This window comes from Mesorhizobium sp. B3-2-1, assembly GCF_006439515.1.
Lineage (GTDB): Bacteria > Pseudomonadota > Alphaproteobacteria > Rhizobiales > Rhizobiaceae > Mesorhizobium.
Genome location: NZ_VFTI01000017.1, coordinates 65,219 through 82,297 on the forward strand (window position 1 = coordinate 65,219; position 17,079 = coordinate 82,297).

Genomic DNA, 17,079 nt, shown 5'->3' on the forward strand with positions numbered 1-17,079 from the left:
CTAGGATGGGCTGGGAGAAACGGTGAAAGCCGGTATGATCAGGCTAACCGAACGAGAGGCGATATGACATCCGGCATGACGATCGAAGCCCCCGCTCTCGACAATCCCGATCCCAAGACGCTCGCCGAAGAAGTCTTGATGTCGCTCAAATACCGGGTCGGCAAGGACACCACCGTCGCGACCCAGTACGACTGGCTGACCGCCTCGATCAAGGTCGTGCGCGACCGCGTCGTCGACCATTGGATGCAGGCGACCAAGGAAGCCTACGACCAGAAGGAAAAGCGCGTTTATTACCTCTCGCTCGAATTCCTGATCGGGCGTCTGATGCGCGACGCCTTTTCCAATCTCGGCCTGATGGAGAACATGCGTGAGGCGCTGTCGTCGCTCGGCGTCGATCTCGACCTGATCGCGGCGCTCGAGCCGGACGCCGCCCTTGGCAATGGCGGCCTTGGCCGGCTCGCCGCCTGTTTCATGGAAAGCATGGCGACCGTCGACATCCCCGCGCATGGCTACGGCATCCGCTATGCCAACGGCATGTTCCGTCAGGAAATCCATGACGGCTGGCAGGTCGAACTGCCCGAGACCTGGCTTGATCACGGCAATCCGTGGGAGTTCGAGCGGCGCGAGCGCTCCTTCGAAGTCGGCTTCGGTGGTTCGGTCGAATCGATCACCTCCAGGGAAGGTCGCCTCGAACGCCACGTCTGGAAACCGAGGGAGCATGTTCTGGCGGTCGCCTACGACACGCCCGTGGCCGGCTGGCGGGCCAAGCGCGTCAACACGCTGCGCCTTTGGTCGGGCATGCCGATCGACCCGATCCTGCTCGACAAGTTCAACGCTGGCGACCACATCGGCGCGCTGGCCGAAAGCAACAAGGCCGATGCGCTGTCGCGGGTGCTCTATCCAGCCGATTCCCACATGGCGGGGCAGGAGCTAAGGCTGCGCCAGGAGTATTTCTTCTCCACCGCTTCGCTGCAGGACATCCTGCAGCGGCATCTCAGCCAATATGGCGATCTCAGGTCGCTGCCCGACAAGGCGGCGATCCACCTCAACGACACCCATCCGGCGATCGCCGTGCCAGAGCTTATGCGGCTCTTGATGGATGTCCACGGCATGGATTTCGACCTCGCCTGGGACATCACGAAGCGCACCTTCGGTTACACCAACCACACGCTGCTGCCCGAGGCGCTGGAAAGCTGGCCGGTGCCGCTGTTCGAGCGGCTCCTGCCGCGCCACATGCAGATCGTCTACGCCATCAACGCGCAGGTGCTGCTCGAAGCCCGCGCCACCGATCAGTTCTCGGACGAGCAGATCAGCCGTATCTCGTTGATCCAGGAGAATGGCGACCGCCGGGTGCGCATGGGCAATTTGGCCTTTGTCGGTTCGCATTCGATCAACGGCGTGTCGGCGCTGCACACCGAGTTGATGAAGGAGACGGTCTTCGCCGACCTCCACAAACTCTATCCCGACCGCATCAACAACAAGACCAACGGCATCACGCCGCGGCGCTGGCTCATCCAGTGCAATCCGGGCCTCACCGCGCTTGCCCGCGAGGCGATCGGCGACCGCTTCATGGATGACATCGAGGCGATCAAGGGGCTCGATCCTCTCGCCGACGACTCTGCCTTCCGCGAAAAATTCGCCGCCGTGAAGCGCCAGAACAAGGTGAGGCTTGCCAATCTGGTCGCCGATCGCCTCGGCATCAGGCTCGACCCTTCGGCGCTCTTCGACATCCAGGTCAAGCGCATCCACGAATACAAGCGCCAGCTCCTCAACATCCTGGAAGCGATCGCGCTCTATGACCAGATCCGCTCGCATCCCGAGCGCGACTGGATGCCACGCGTGAAATTCTTCGGCGGCAAGGCCGCGCCCAGCTACCACAACGCCAAGCTGATCATCAAACTGGCCAACGATGTCGCCAGGGTGATCAACAGTGACCCTTCGGTGCGTGGCCTGCTGAAGGTCGTGTTCGTACCGAACTATAATGTCAGCCTGGCCGAGGTGCTGATGCCGGCCGCTGATCTGTCCGAGCAGATCTCGACTGCCGGCATGGAAGCGTCGGGGACCGGCAACATGAAGTTCGCGCTCAACGGCGCGCTGACCATCGGCACGCTCGACGGTGCCAATGTCGAGATCAAGGAGCATGTCGGCGACGACAACATCTTCATCTTCGGCCTGACCACCGAAGAGGTCGCCGGGCGGCGCAACAATGGCTACAATCCGCGCGGCGTCATCGAAGCATCCTCCGAACTGGCGCAGGCGGTCGCGGCGGTTTCGTCGGGCGTCTTCTCGCCCGATGATCCCAATCGCTACCGCGACCTCATCAATGGCCTCTACGACACCGACTGGTTCATGGTCGCGGCGGATTTCGACGCCTATGCCGCCTGCCAGCGCGACGTCGACGCCGTCTGGCGCAACAGCCCGGACTGGTACGCCCGCGCCATCCGCAACGTCGCCCGCGTCGGCTGGTTCTCCTCCGATCGCACGATCCGCCAATACGCGAAAGAAATCTGGAACGTGCCCGTCTGATGTGATTGCATAGGCCACAACGATGGCTGCAAAAACAAACACTTGGTGCCCGGGGAGGGCGACCGCCTGATGAGGAAGCCGCGCGCGACCGCTGCGACAAGCGGGCCGGACGGACTGGCGCCAGCCAGCGATGTTGAGGCGATTGTCGCCGGTACGCACGGCAATCCCTTTGCGGTTCTCGGTGTCCAGGAAGCCGGCAAGAGCCTATTCGCGCGCTGCTTCGTTCCGCACGCGCAGTCGGTCACCGCCTACACGCTGACCGGCATCGAGGCAGGCGAATTGACCAGGCGCGACGAAGCCGGTTTCTTCGAGGGCAAGCTGTCGATCAGGAAGCGCCAGCCGCTCCGCTATCACGCGCGCAATGCCGGCGGCGACTGGTGGCTGACCGATCCCTATTCGTTCGGTCCGGTGCTCGGGCCGATGGACGATTACTACATCGCCGAGGGTTCCCATCTCAGGCTGTTCGACAAGCTTGGCGCGCATGTCATCGAGCACGAGGGCGCCACCGGCGTGCATTTCGCGGTGTGGGCCCCAAATGCCAGGCGCGTCTCGGTGGTCGGCGATTTCAACGATTGGGACGGACGCCGGCATACGATGCGCGACCGCCGCGACACCGGCATCTGGGAGCTGTTCATTCCCGATATCGGTGCCGGCCGGCCCTATAAATACGAGATCATAGGTCCAGATGGCGTGAGATTGCCGCTGAAGGCCGATCCGTTCGCCTTCAAGTCGGAACTGCGCCCGGCAACCGCCTCGGTGACCGCGGTGCCGCCGGCGCATGCATGGGGTGACGAGGCACATCGCAATTACTGGCGCAACGCCGACCCTCGGCGCGAAGCCATCTCGATCTACGAGGTCCACGCCGGTTCGTGGCAGCTTCGAGACGACGGCACCTTCCTGTCATGGGATGAACTGGCCGACCGGCTGATCCCCTATGTGGTCGAGACCGGTTTCACCCACATCGAATTCCTGCCGATCTCCGAGCATCCCTATGACCCGTCCTGGGGCTACCAGACCACCGGCCTCTACGCGCCATCGGCCCGCTTCGGCGATCCGGACGGCTTTGCCCGCTTCGTCGATGGCGCCCACCGTGCCGGCGTCGGCGTCATCCTCGACTGGGTGCCGGCGCATTTTCCTGTAGACGAGCACGGTCTGGTCCATTTCGACGGCACCGCGCTCTACGAGCATGCCGACCCGCGCAAGGGCTTCCACCCGGACTGGAACACCGCGATCTACAATTTCGGCCGCCGCGAGGTGGTGTCGTTTCTCGTCAACAACGCGCTATTCTGGGCGGAAAAGTACCATGTCGACGGTCTTCGCGTCGACGCGGTCGCCTCGATGCTCTACCTCGACTATTCGCGCAAGCAGGGTGAATGGATTCCCAACGAAAAGGGTGGGCGCGAAAACCTCGAGGCGGTCAGCTTCCTGCAGAAGATGAACAAGGAGCTCTACGGACACCATCCCGGCGTCATGACCATCGCCGAGGAATCGACTTCATGGCCAAAGGTCTCGGCGCCTGTCCATGAAGGCGGGCTGGGCTTCGGCTTCAAGTGGAACATGGGCTTCATGCACGACACGCTGGAGTATTTTTCCAAGGAGCCGATTTTCCGCAAGCACCACCACAATGAGCTCACCTTCGGCCTGACCTACGCCTTCTCGGAGAATTTCGTGCTGCCGCTCTCGCATGACGAGGTCGTGCACGGCAAAGGCACGCTGCTGGGCAAGATGGCCGGCGACGACTGGCAGAAATTCGCGACCTTGCGTGCCTATTATGGCTTCATGTGGGGTTATCCCGGCAAGAAGCTGCTGTTCATGGGCCAGGAATTCGCGCAGCGCCGCGAATGGAGCGAAGCGCGCGCGCTCGATTGGAACCTGCTCGATTTCCGCCCGCATCGCGGCGTCTGGCAGACGGTGCGCGATCTCAACTATCTCTACCGTTCACGACCGGCCCTGCATGGCCGCGATTGCGAGGCGGAAGGGTTTTCCTGGCTGATCGTCGACGACAGCCAGAACTCGGTTTTCGCCTGGGTGCGCAGCGCTCCCGGCGGCAATCCGGTCGCCGTCATCTCCAATTTCACACCGGTGCCGCGCGACAATTATCGTGTGCCGCTGCCGACAGCCGGCAAGTGGCGCGAGATCATCAACACCGACGCTACCGAATATGGTGGCTCCGGCATGGGCAATGGCGGCATGGTCGAGGCAAGGGCGGAGGGCAAGAGCATCTCGGCAACGATGCTTCTGCCGCCGCTGTCGACGATCATGCTCGAACTCGCCGCCGACTGAACTCGTTAAGGCTGGTCAACGCATAAAGACGAGTAACTTGGGAGGGTATAAATGGCAGACTTGAAAAGAACCCAGCCGCTGGCCCGCGACGCCATGGCCTATGTGTTGGCGGGCGGGCGCGGCAGCCGCCTCAAGGAACTGACCGACCGGCGCGCCAAGCCGGCGGTCTACTTCGGCGGCAAGACGCGCATCATCGATTTCGCGCTCTCCAATGCATTGAACTCCGGCATCCGCCGCCTCGGCGTCGCCACCCAGTACAAGGCGCATTCGCTGATCCGCCACCTGCAGCGCGGCTGGAACTTCCTGCGGCCCGAACGAAACGAGAGCTTCGACATCCTGCCGGCCAGCCAGCGCGTGTCGGAAACGCAGTGGTATGAAGGCACGGCGGACGCCGTCTACCAGAACATCGACATCATCGAGGCCTATGGCCCCGAATACATGGTCATCCTGGCCGGCGATCACATCTACAAGATGGATTACGAGATGATGCTGCGCCAGCATGTCGATGCCGGCGCCGATGTCACGGTCGGCTGCCTCGAAGTGCCGCGCATGGAAGCGACCGGCTTCGGCGTCATGCATGTCGATGCCAAGGACAACATCATCGCCTTCGTCGAAAAGCCCGCCGATCCGCCCGGCATTCCGGGTAATCCGGAATTCGCCTTGGCCTCGATGGGCATCTACGTCTTCAAGACCAAGTTCCTGATGGAACAGTTGCGCCGCGACGCCGCCGAGCCGGGCTCCAGCCGCGATTTCGGCAAGGACATCATCCCCTATATCGTCACGCACGGTAAGGCGATCGCGCACCGCTTCACCAAGTCCTGCGTGCGTTCTACGGCCGAGAACGAGGCCTACTGGCGCGATGTCGGCACGGTCGATGCCTACTGGGAGGCCAATATCGATCTGACCGACGTGACGCCCGAACTCGACCTCTACGACCGCGACTGGCCGATCTGGACCTATGCCGAACTGAAGCCGCCGGCAAAGTTCGTCCATGACGAGGACGGCAGGCGCGGTTCCGCCGTGTCGTCACTGGTTTCGGGCGATTGCATCGTCTCGGGCGCCTCGCTGAAGAAGAGCCTGATCTTCACCGGCGCGCGCATCAATTCCTATTCGACGCTGGAAGAGGTTGTCATGCTGCCCGACGTTCATGTCGGCCGGAACGCAAAGTTGAAGCGCGTCGTCATCGACCACGGTGTAAGGATACCGGAGGGGCTGGTGGTCGGCGAAGATCCCGCGCTCGATGCCAAGCGCTTCCGCGTTTCGGAAAAGGGTATCTGCCTGATCACACAGGACATGATCAACAAGCTGTCACTTTAGGGTGTTTTGTGCATGTCGCAGTCCCAAAGCCGCTGCGCGGTTCCGGGCGACATGGACCAGGAGCGGATCGTTAAGCGCATGCATGTTCTGTCGGTCACGCCCGAAATCTTCCCGCTGATCAAGACCGGCGGGCTTGCCGACGTAACCGGCGCGCTGCCCATCGCCCTCGCGGCCAAGGGCGTGACCATGCGCACGCTCGTTCCGGGCTTTCCCATGGTGATGGGCGCCTTCAAGAAAAAGAAGGCCGTCTACCAGTACCCATTGCTGCAGGGCGGCAAGGCCTCGGTCCATGCCGTCGAGGTCGCCGGGCTCGACCTGTTCGTGCTCGACGCGCCGCATCTGTTCGACCGCCCCGGCGGTCCCTATGGCAACGCCTCGGGCGCCGATTGGCCGGACAATTGGCGGCGCTTCGCGGCGCTGAGCCAGGCAGGCGCCGATATCGCCGGCGGCGCCATATCGGGCTACCTGCCTGACATCGTCCATGCCCATGACTGGCAGTCGGCGATGACGCTGGCTTATATGCGCTACGGCAAAGCCGTTGGCATACCGTCGATGATGACCGTCCACAATCTCGCCTTCCAGGGCCAGTTCGGCGCCGGCATCTTCGGCGAGCTCGGCCTGCCGGCCGCGGCGATGGCACTCGACGGCGTCGAATATTATGGCGGTGTCGGCTTCCTCAAGGCTGGCCTGCAGGCCGCCTGGGCGATCACCACCGTGAGCCCGACCTATGCGCAGGAAATCCGTTCGCCGGAATTCGGCATGGGCCTCGACGGTCTCATCAACATGCGTTCAAGCGATCTCCATGGCATCGTCAATGGCATCGACACCGCCATCTGGGATCCGGCAACCGACAAGCATCTGGTATCGACCTATACGGCCGAAACGTTGAAGGCTCGCGCGCCCAACAGGGCCGCCGTCGAGGACCGTTTCGGCCTCGACCGCGACGGCAGCCCGATTGTCTGTGTCGTCAGCCGGCTGACCTGGCAGAAGGGCATGGACATATTGGCGACGGTCGTCGACGGCATCGTCGCGACTGGTGCCAGGCTGGCAATCCTCGGCTCGGGCGACGCCGGCCTCGAAGGCGCGCTGCTGGCCGCGGCCGCACGCCACCGTGGCCGCATCGGCGTGGTCGTCGGCTATGATGAGGGGCTGTCGCACATCATGCAGGGCGGGTGCGACGCCATCGTTATTCCCTCGCGCTTCGAACCTTGCGGACTGACTCAGCTTTACGGCCTGCGCTATGGCTGCGTGCCGGTCGTCGCCCGCACCGGCGGCCTCGCCGACACCATCATCGATGCCAATGAAGCAGCGTTTGGCGCCGGCGTGGCGACCGGGTTCCAGTTTGCGCCCAACAATGGCGGCGCGCTGCTCCACGCCATCCGCCGGCTGGCCGACGCCTACGGCAGTTCAGCAACCTTCGAGACCATCCAGCGCCAAGGCATGAAGAGCGATGTGTCGTGGGATCGAAGCGCCGAAAAATACGTCGAACTCTATCGCCTGCTGCTTTCGAAAAGGGTTGCCTGAAGCATGATACGCACCGTCCCCACCAAGCCCTATTCCGACCAGAAGCCCGGCACGTCGGGACTGCGCAAGAAGGTGCCGGTGTTCCAGCAGGAGCACTATGCCGAGAACTTCATCCAGTCGATCTTCGACGCGCTCGACGGATTTGCCGGCAAGACCCTGGTGATCGGCGGCGACGGCCGCTACTACAACCGCGAGGTCATCCAGAAGGCCATTGCCATGGCCGCAGCCAACGGTTTCGGCAAGGTGATGGTCGGGCAGGGCGGGATCCTGTCGACGCCGGCCGCTTCGCATGTCATCCGCAAATACAAGACCTTCGGCGGCATCATCCTGTCGGCCAGCCACAATCCCGGCGGCCCGCATGAGGACTTCGGCATCAAGTACAATGCCGGCAATGGCGGCCCGGCGCCTGAAAAGCTGACCGACGCCATCTTCGCCAAGACCAAGGCGATATCGAGTTTCAAGATCGCCGACATCGATCCGATCGACATCGATACGGTCGGGACCGTCAAGGCTGCGGGCATGACCGTCGAGATCATCGATCCGGTCACCGACTATGCCGAGCTGATGGAGAGCCTGTTCGATTTCGATGCGCTGCGCAAACTGTTCAAGTCGGGCTTTCGCATGCGCTTCGACGCCATGCATGCGGTGACCGGACCCTACGCCAAGGAAATCCTCGAGAACCGCCTCGGCGCACCGAACGGCACCTGCCGCAATTTCAAGCCGTTGCCGGATTTCGGCGGTCATCACCCCGATCCCAACCTGGTCCATGCCAAGCACCTCTATGACGAGATGATGGGACCGGATGCGCCGGATTTCGGCGCTGCATCCGATGGTGACGGCGACCGCAACTTGATCATCGGCAAGGGTATTTTCGTCACCCCGTCGGATTCGGTCGCCATGCTCGCCGCCAATGCCCACCTGGCGCCGGGCTACAAGGACGGGCTGAAAGGCATCGCCCGTTCGATGCCGACCAGCGGTGCCGCCGACCGCGTTGCCCACAAGCTCGGTATCGGCATGTACGAGACGCCGACCGGCTGGAAGTTCTTCGGCAATTTGCTCGACGCCGGCATGGCGACGATCTGCGGCGAAGAGAGTGCCGGCACCGGCTCCAACCATGTCCGCGAAAAGGACGGTCTGTGGGCGGTGCTCCTGTGGCTCAACATCCTGGCCGCACGCGGCGAAAGCTGCAAGCAGGTCGTCACCGAGCACTGGGCGGCCTATGGGCGCAACTACTATTCGCGGCACGACTATGAGGAGGTCGAGAGTGAGCGCGCCAATGCGCTGGTCGACGACCTCAGGGCCAAGCTCGGCTCGCTGCCGGGAACCAGCGTTCGTGGCCTGAAGATCGCCAACGCCGACGATTTTGCCTATCACGACCCGGTCGACGGCTCGACGAGCGAGCACCAGGGCATAAGGGTGTTGTTCGAAGGCGGCTCACGCGTCGTCTTCCGGCTTTCGGGCACCGGTACGTCAGGCGCGACCCTGCGCGTCTACATCGAGCGCTACGAGCCGGATAAGTCGAGGCACGATCTCGACACACAGGAGGCGCTCGCCGATCTCATCGCCGCCGCCGACGACATTGCCGGGATCAAGGGCCACACCGGCCGCAACAAGCCCAGCGTGATTACTTGAGAGCGGTGGATGAGGCCTTCCCTTCTCCCACAACGGGAGAAGGGAAGGCGCGCGCATGACGTCGCTCGGCGCCACCATCACCCCCGAAGGCATCCGCTTCGCCGCATGGTCCTCGTCGGCCCGTCGCCTCTGGGTTTCGATCTTCGACGAGCACGGAAATCGCGAACACGATCGCCTGGAGCTGAAGCCGGAAGGCGACGGCGTGCACGCACTCTTCGTCTCCGGCCTGACCGCGGGCGTGCGCTATGGCCTGCGTGCCGATGGCGACTATGCACCCGAGCGTGGGCTGTGGTTCGACCCCGACAAGCTGCTGACCGATCCTTACGCCGTCGAAATCGACCGGCCCTACGCCTATCACTGGCGGCTGGCCGCGCGGCGCTATGAGGGCGCCGACACCGCGTCGCTGATGCCCAAGACCGTGGCCAGGGCCTTGCCCACGGCTCCACCGATCCTGCCGCCGCTGTTTCGTCCGGGCGGTCTGATCTACGAACTGAATGTCCGCGCCTTCACCAAGCTCCACCCGGATGTGCCGGAAGAACAGCGCGGTACGATCGCCGCACTTGCCCATCCGGCCATCATCGAGCATCTGCAAAGGCTCTGCGTCTCCGCCGTTGAACTGATGCCGGTGACGGCTTCGATCGACGAGCGGCATCTGCCGCCGCTGGGCTTGAGCAACGCCTGGGGCTACAATCCCGTCACCTTCATGGCACTCGACCCACGCCTCGCGCCCGGCGGCCTGACGGAATTGCAGGACACGGTCGCCGCGCTGCGCCGGGCCGGCATCGCCACCATTCTCGACCTCGTCTTCAACCACACCGGCGAAAGCGACAGGCTGGGGCCGACGCTCTCGCTACGCGGCCTCGACAACCAGGCCTACTATCGGCACCGGCCGGATGGTGGGTTGGTCAATGATACTGGGACCGGCAACACCATCGCCTGCGACCATCCGATGGTGCGGGAAATGGTGCTCGACACACTCCGTCATTTCGTGCGCCAGGCCGGCGTCGGCGGCTTCCGGTTCGATCTGGCCCCGGTGCTGGGCCGGGTCGATGGCGCCTTCGATCCGGAAGCGCCGCTGCTGCGGGCCATCACCCATGATCCGCTGCTTTGCGATCGCGTGCTGATCGCCGAGCCTTGGGATATCGGGGCAAACGGCTATCAACTGGGCAATTTCCGGCCCCCATTCCTCGAGTGGAACGATCGCTACCGGGACGATGTCAGACGTTTCTGGCGCGGCGATGCCGGCATGGTCGGTGCTCTCGCCACGCGCCTAGCCGGTTCGTCCGATGTGTTCAAAGGAGCAGGGGAACCGGCAAGCCGCAGCGTGAACTTCATCGCCGCCCACGACGGCATGGCGCTGGCTGATATCGTCGCCTATGAGCGCAAGCACAATGGGGCGAATGGCGAGCAGAACCGCGACGGCCATAATGAAAACCTGTCCTGGAACGATGGCGCCGAAGGCGAGACGGACGACGCGGCAATCATCGAGGCCCGTTTCGACGACCAGTGCGCCTTGCTCGCCACGCTGTTCGCCTCGCGCGGCACCATCATGCTGACCGCAGGCGATGAATTCGGCCGCACCCAGAAGGGCAACAACAACGCCTATGCGCAGGACAATGCCATCACCTGGCTCGACTGGGCAGGCCGCGACCAGGCACTGGAGCGTTACGCGTCGGCGCTCGCGGCACTTCGACAGGCGGTGCCGGCACTGTCGGACACACGTTTCCTGACCGGAGAACCCGAGGCTTCGGGCGTTCCCGACGTCGCCTGGCTGACCGAGATCGGTGCGCCGCTCAACGAGAGCGGCTGGAACGACTCCAGCCGGCATCGCCTCGTCATGCTGCTTGGCGGCGAGGATGGCAGGCTTGCCGTCATGATCAATGGCGACCGCCGCCAATGCGTCTTCACTTTGCCGGCGCGGGATGGCTTCCGGTGGCGCCCGGCAATCGAGACGCAGGCGATCGACCTCCTGCGCCCGCTGCCGGGCCGCAGCGTCAATTTCATGATCGAGCGCCGGACCGGAAACGGCGGCGCAAGGAGGGTTTTTGATGACCGGTGAGAATGTGGAGCAGGGAGCCGAGTGGTGGCGAGGGTGCGTCATCTACCAAGTCTATCCGCGCTCTTTCCAGGACACCACCGGCGATGGTAGCGGCGATCTCGGCGGCATCACGTCGAGGCTCGCCCATATCGCTTCGCTCGGCGTCGATGCCGTCTGGCTGTCGCCCTTTTTCAAGTCGCCGATGGCCGACATGGGCTATGATGTATCGGACTATCGCGACGTCGACCCGATGTTCGGCACGTTGGCGGATTTCGACGCGCTGGTTGCCGAAGCGCACAGGCTCGGCCTGAAGATCGTCATCGACCAGGTGCTGTCGCATTCATCCGACAAGCATGAATGGTTCATCGAAAGCCGCGCCAGCCGCGATAATGCCAAGGCCGACTGGTACGTCTGGGCCGACGCCAGGCCGGACGGCGGCGCGCCCAACAATTGGCTGTCGGTTTTCGGGGGACCGTCCTGGGAGTGGGACGCGACCCGCCGGCAATACTACATGCACAATTTCCTCGCCTCGCAGCCGGACCTCAATTTCCACAACCCGGAAGTTCGGGAGGCGTTGCTGGACACGGTGCGGTTCTGGCTGGAGCGCGGTGTCGACGGCTTCCGGCTCGACACGGTCAATTATTATGTCCACGACCGCTGGCTGCGCAGCAATCCGCCCTTGGCTTCGAGCGTTGCCGGCACCAATACGGAGACCAATACCTACCTCTATCAGGAGCATCTGTTCGACAAGACGCAGCCGGAAAACCTGGCGTTCCTCAAGCGTTTCCGGGCGCTGCTCGACGAATATGGCGACCGCGCCGCCGTCGGCGAGATCGGCGATGAAGGCCGCTCGCTGCAGACGCTCGCCGCCTACACCTCCGGCGGCGACAAGCTTCAGATGAGCTACACTTTCGACCTGCTCGGTTCGCAGTTTTCGGCGGCGCATGTACGCGGCTGTGTCGAGGCCTTCGAAAGCGCGGTTGCCGACGGCTGGGTCTGCTGGGCATTCTCCAACCATGACGTGGTGCGCCATGTCAGCCGCTGGATGCGCCCAGGTGGCGATCCCGACCTTATGGCCAGATTCTCGATCATGCTGCTCGCCTGCCTGCGCGGTTCGATCTGCCTCTATCAGGGCGAGGAGCTCGGCCTTGAGGAAGCGGAGCTTGCCTACCAGGATCTGCGCGACCCCGTCGGCATCCGTTTCTGGCCCGGCGTGAAGGGCAGGGATGGCTGCCGCACGCCGATGGTCTGGGAGGCAGGGGCCGACAATGCGGGCTTTTCCACCGCAAAACCCTGGCTGCCTGTGCCGGCAAGCCATCGCGCCCGCGCGGTCGATGTGCAGAACGGCGAGGAGCAATCGGTGCTGTCGGCCTACCGCTCGGCGCTCGCTTTGCGTAAACAGCACCCTGCGCTGGTCGGTGGATCGATCAGCTTTCTCGACACCGAGGGCGACGTGCTCGCCTTCATCCGCGAGGGTGGCGGAGAAAGGCTGCTCTGTGTCTTCAATTTCGCCGGAGAGCCGGCGACTTGGCCGTTGCCTGAGGATATCGGAACTGTCGCGGCCGTCCTGGGCGGGACCACTTCCGTCGAGGAAAACGCGCTCTCGCTGCCGGCTCTCGGCTGCTTCCTCGGTCGGCTCGACTGATTGGCGCTTCGGTTGTGGCCAAGCGGTCCTACTGAACGAGCACTGCCCGTCCGCAGGTCGCACCGGTGACGCGCACGTCGGCCTGGCCGACACCGACGCCCAGGGCTGACAACACATTGTAGAGCAGGTCGTCGACGGGCGCCGTCACAGTGTTGAGCAGGGCCACCACTGCCGGTTTGACAGTTCCGAGCAGGGCAGTCACATCGATCCCAAGGCCAAGCACATTGGCCGAAAGCGACAGGTTGTTGACCAGCGACGTGGTGAGCGGCTGCGAGATGTTTCGCGTCGAAACGGTCTTCACCGTCTTGTTGGCGATGTCGGTCGCGTTGAAGGTCAGGGTCTGCGGGCTGTTGTTGGTGATCGCGGTCGCGGCCGAACCCATCACCTGAATCAACGGCATCAACAGCAGCTTAACATCGGCGATGTCCGCGTTCGTAAAGGTCTGCGGCGGCTGAAATCGGCGAAGCCCGAGGGATTGTTGCTGTTGGCCAGGTTCAACTGGGCAATGCCGGGGTGCGCGGCGATGGAAACGCTGATGCTGGACGGGCCTGTCGGGCACGTGATGTCGGTCAGCTTGGCCTCGGCATAGGCGACTTCCACGTTGAGCGGCAGATTGACGGCGAGCAGGCTGATGCCGCCGGCCAGGCCGGGCGTGCCGATACCGACGGAGGCCGTCAGTTTGATACGGGTCTGGGCGGTCCGCACGACAGTGCCGATACCATCGAGCGCCAGCCAGGGCGAGGATTGCATCGGCTCCCCGATGGCGACGTTGAGCTTGGTGGAGAGCAGTCCCGGGATGGTGGCGCCGAGATCGACCGCGGCCTGGTTGGTGCCGTTGGCGAGAACGGCCGCCGTCAGCATCCCCATGGCGCTTGCGTCCACGCCAAGGCCGGATGGCTGTTGCCCAAGGCCCAGGCTGCCGACGGAACCAAGGTCGACAAGACTGCTGAGCGGGATCTTGACGGTGCTGGTCGACTTGGTGGCGATAGTCTGCAGGGCGACCTTGGCGGTGTTGCCGAGGCCAGGAACATTGGCCATGGCCGTGGCGATCTGGCCGACGGTCGCCTTCGAGGCCAGAACGTCGGAATAGGTGCCGGCCGTGATGTTCAGTTGTGTGCCGAGCGCACTGACGAAGGAAAGCACGCTGACATCGGCCGAGATCAGCCCGTTGTAATCCATGACGCTGAGCGAGATGTTGCCGCCGAGAAGTCCGCTCAAAAGTGCGTTGAGGATGCCGCCATTGACGCTGAGCAATCTCGACCCGACCGAGAATGTCGCCTGCGGCGTCATGCTGGCGGTGGCTTGGGTGCCGATGACCGGAGTGGGAATCAGCGAGCTTGCGAAGTAGCGCTTGGGGATCTTCGCCAAGGTGACCCGGACGGCATTGTAAGGCGTCACGCCCGCCTGGAAGCGCTGGCCGACATTGGCGGTCGATGACGCATATCGGCCCTGCGTAACCGTCACCACCGTCTTCCCGGCGGCTGCTGGGATGGTCTGGCCCGAGCCTTGAACGACGACGCCCGGCATGCCGTTGTCGGTGAGCGTGGTGACGACCGCTGTGTTGACGTTGTTGATGTTCGAGGCGGCGGTGATCGCCGCCAGGTCGACCATCGCCTGGGCTTCCCGGCGCTCGGTGTAGATGGAGGCTTCATCTATGGCCACAGCTGCCAGCGCCAATGCTACCGGCGCGCTCAATGCGGTCATGACGGCGAAGTTCGCCTTCCTGTCTCCCATCATCGACCGTGCAAGCCGGCCGATGCCCTTGCCCGCCCGCTGCAGCATTCAGATACCCCCGACCCTGATCGTTGACTGACGGTTGATGGTCGTCCCTGGCATGGCTATGCCCGGGAACAGATTCCAGATCGGCAGGTTGCGGGCATCCTACGAGACGGACACCACGAATTGGCTTCCGTCGGCCACGCTGTCATTGGCCTGGTAGGTCAGTTTGCTGGCGTCCACGAAGGGGTAGCCGCCAGCGTTGTTGGCGAGATAGCTGGCCACGAGCGTCTGCCGCTCGGTCTGGTTCACCCCGGCAATGGCCGTCCGGGCGGCGTCGGCTGCAATTTGCTGGATCGAGTTAGCGGCGCCAAAATAGATGCCGTATGCAACCATTCCGAGCAAAATAAGGATGAAAAGCGGTGACAGCAGGGCGAACTCGACCGCTGAAGTTCCCGAATCGTCTGTTCGGAACTCGCGCCTTCGGACCCTGGAAATGAGGTTGTGAACCATGGCACCAGCATGCTCAAGTTCGCATGCAGAAAGCGGAAACTCCGGGTGCAACCAAAGGATGCGCTCGATTGAAACGCCTCTCTAATTTAGCCGTTGCTTCTGCGATAATGAGGATTGACTTAGGGTCAATCAGTACTCGGTTGAAAAGAGCTTACCTCCTGTCTAGTCTCCTGCCACCAGCCGTCGGAGGGAACCGGCGGCGCGCTCAAAGGACCAGACATCGGTTCCGGGGCGTCAACACGTAAAGGCGCGCCGATGGCAGCGCCGACAGGGAGAACTTCATGCTGAAAAACATGCTGAAGGCGACGGTATTCGCCACGACCATGACCTTGGCTGCCGGTACGTTCTTGACGCCAGCCTTTGCGGAGACCGTCTATAACAGGGGCACCTCCGCTGAATCGGAGTCGGTCGACCCACACAAGACCTCGACGGTCTATGAAGCCAACGTGCTGCGTGACCTGTTCCAGGGGCTGGTCATGCAGGATGAGAAGGCCAATCTCATTCCGGGCGCCGCCGAAAGCTGGACAGTGTCGGATGACGGCACGGTCTACACCTTCAAGCTGCGCAAAGACGGCATGTGGTCGGATGGCAGCCCGGTGACGGCGGACGACTTCGTCTACTCCTTCCACCGGCTCGAGGATCCGGCGACCGGCGCCGAATACGCCTCGATGCTGTATCCGGTGAAGGGCGCGGAGGACGTCAACACCAAGAAGGGCAAGCCGGAGGACATGGGCGTCAAGGCGATCGACGCCAACACCCTGGAAGTGACGCTGAAGGCGCCGACGCCGTACTTCCTGGAGATGCTGACCCATCAGGCGACCTATCCGGTCAGCAAGGCCTCGATTGAAAAGCTCGGCGCCGACTGGATCAAGCCCGGCAATCTGGTTTCGAACGGCGCCTATACGCTGGCCGAATGGGTTCCCAACGACCACATGAAACTGGTCAAGAATCCGAAATTCTGGGACGCCGCGACCGTCAAGTTCGACGTCGTCAACTACATCCCGACCGAGGATCGTTCATCGGCGATGAAGCGCTTCGAGGCCGGCGAACTCGACAGCTATGACGATCTGCCGACCGAACAGCTCGCCGACCTCAAGACCAAGTTCGGCGACCAGATCCATGTCGGGCCGTATCTCGGCACCTACTATTATGCGATCAAGACCGACAAGGCGCCGTGGAACAATCCGGAACTGCGCAATGCCATCTCGATGGCGATCGACCGTGACTTCATCGCCGAAAAGGTCTGGCAGAACTCGATGCTGCCCGGCTATTCGATGGTGCCCCCCGGCATCGAGGGCTACACGCCCGCAATGGCCAAATACGCCGACATGCCCCAGATCGACCGCGAGGACGCAGCCAAGAAGATCTTCGAGAAGCTTGGCTACACGCCCGAGCATCCGCTGAAGATGGAGATCCGCTACAACACCTCGGAAAACCACAAGAACACGGCAGTGGCGATCCAGGAGCAATTGAAGCCGCTTGGCGTCGACGTCACGCTGCTCAACACCGACACCAAGACCCACTACTCCTTCCTCGAGCAGAAGGGCGACTATGACGTGGCGCGTGCCGCCTGGATTGCTGACTACAAGGATCCGGAAACCTTCCTCGGCATCACACGCAAGGCCAGCGGCAACAACTATTCGAACTACAACAGCCCCGCATACGAAGCGGCAATGGACAAGGCCGCGGCCGCCGGCGGCAAGCCAGAAGAGCGCATGAAGGACCTCGCCGAGGCTGAGCGCATCCTCATCGACGATGTCGGCCAGATCCCGCTTCTCTACTACAGCTACCACGACATCGTTTCCTCGAAGCTGCATGGCTTCGTCGACAATGTCATGGACGTGCATCCGTCACGCTTCATCAGCAAGGACTGATCCCTGGCCAA

General features: G+C 63.0%; 8 protein-coding genes and 2 pseudogenes. 8 read left to right on the forward strand and 2 right to left on the reverse strand.

What is annotated here, in order from left to right; translation table 11 throughout:
• Nucleotides 1–63 precede the first annotated feature (63 nt).
• The 7 genes from FJW08_RS18565 to FJW08_RS18595 all read left to right on the forward strand — a co-directional run bounded on the left by FJW08_RS18565 (nucleotide 64) and on the right by FJW08_RS18595 (nucleotide 12,965).
• Nucleotides 64–2,526 carry a glycogen/starch/alpha-glucan phosphorylase gene (locus FJW08_RS18565; protein WP_140811797.1) on the forward strand — a complete coding sequence of 821 codons (2,463 nt, stop codon included), beginning with the start codon at nucleotides 64–66 and terminating at the stop codon, nucleotides 2,524–2,526.
• A gap of 69 nt (nucleotides 2,527–2,595) precedes the next feature.
• Nucleotides 2,596–4,809, forward strand: coding sequence for a 1,4-alpha-glucan branching protein GlgB (gene glgB, locus FJW08_RS18570; protein ID WP_140811798.1), 2,214 nt, complete (start codon nucleotides 2,596–2,598; stop codon nucleotides 4,807–4,809).
• A gap of 51 nt (nucleotides 4,810–4,860) precedes the next feature.
• A complete protein-coding gene (glgC, locus tag FJW08_RS18575) occupies nucleotides 4,861–6,126 on the forward strand; it encodes a glucose-1-phosphate adenylyltransferase (RefSeq protein WP_140763000.1) in 1,266 nt (421 codons plus the stop codon).
• Nucleotides 6,127–6,204: 78 nt separating this feature from the next.
• Complete coding sequence (gene glgA / locus FJW08_RS18580) at nucleotides 6,205–7,650, forward strand: glycogen synthase GlgA (RefSeq protein WP_140811846.1); 1,446 nt, start codon at nucleotides 6,205–6,207, stop codon at nucleotides 7,648–7,650.
• 3 nt (nucleotides 7,651–7,653) lie between these two features.
• Complete coding sequence (locus FJW08_RS18585) at nucleotides 7,654–9,282, forward strand: alpha-D-glucose phosphate-specific phosphoglucomutase (protein WP_140811799.1); 1,629 nt, start codon at nucleotides 7,654–7,656, stop codon at nucleotides 9,280–9,282.
• 55 nt (nucleotides 9,283–9,337) lie between these two features.
• Nucleotides 9,338–11,341 carry a glycogen debranching protein GlgX gene (glgX, locus tag FJW08_RS18590; protein ID WP_140811800.1) on the forward strand — a complete coding sequence of 668 codons (2,004 nt, stop codon included), beginning with the start codon at nucleotides 9,338–9,340 and terminating at the stop codon, nucleotides 11,339–11,341.
• Nucleotides 11,331–12,965, forward strand: coding sequence for an alpha-glucosidase family protein (locus FJW08_RS18595; protein ID WP_140811801.1), 1,635 nt, complete (start codon nucleotides 11,331–11,333; stop codon nucleotides 12,963–12,965). The genes glgX and FJW08_RS18595 overlap by 11 nt, the downstream gene beginning before the upstream one ends.
• Nucleotides 12,966–12,993: 28 nt before the next feature.
• On the opposite strand, the pseudogene FJW08_RS18600 reads toward FJW08_RS18595, so the two are convergent.
• Both FJW08_RS18600 and FJW08_RS18605 read right to left on the reverse strand, forming a co-directional pair.
• A pseudogene (locus FJW08_RS18600) lies at nucleotides 12,994–14,747 on the reverse strand (hypothetical protein).
• Nucleotides 14,748–15,194, reverse strand: a pseudogene (locus FJW08_RS18605) (TadE/TadG family type IV pilus assembly protein). It abuts the pseudogene before it with no gap.
• A gap of 281 nt (nucleotides 15,195–15,475) precedes the next feature.
• Between FJW08_RS18605 and FJW08_RS18610 the strand changes: the two are divergent.
• Complete coding sequence (locus FJW08_RS18610; protein WP_140762988.1) at nucleotides 15,476–17,068, forward strand: peptide ABC transporter substrate-binding protein; 1,593 nt, start codon at nucleotides 15,476–15,478, stop codon at nucleotides 17,066–17,068.
• The last annotated feature ends 11 nt before the right edge of the window (nucleotides 17,069–17,079 follow it).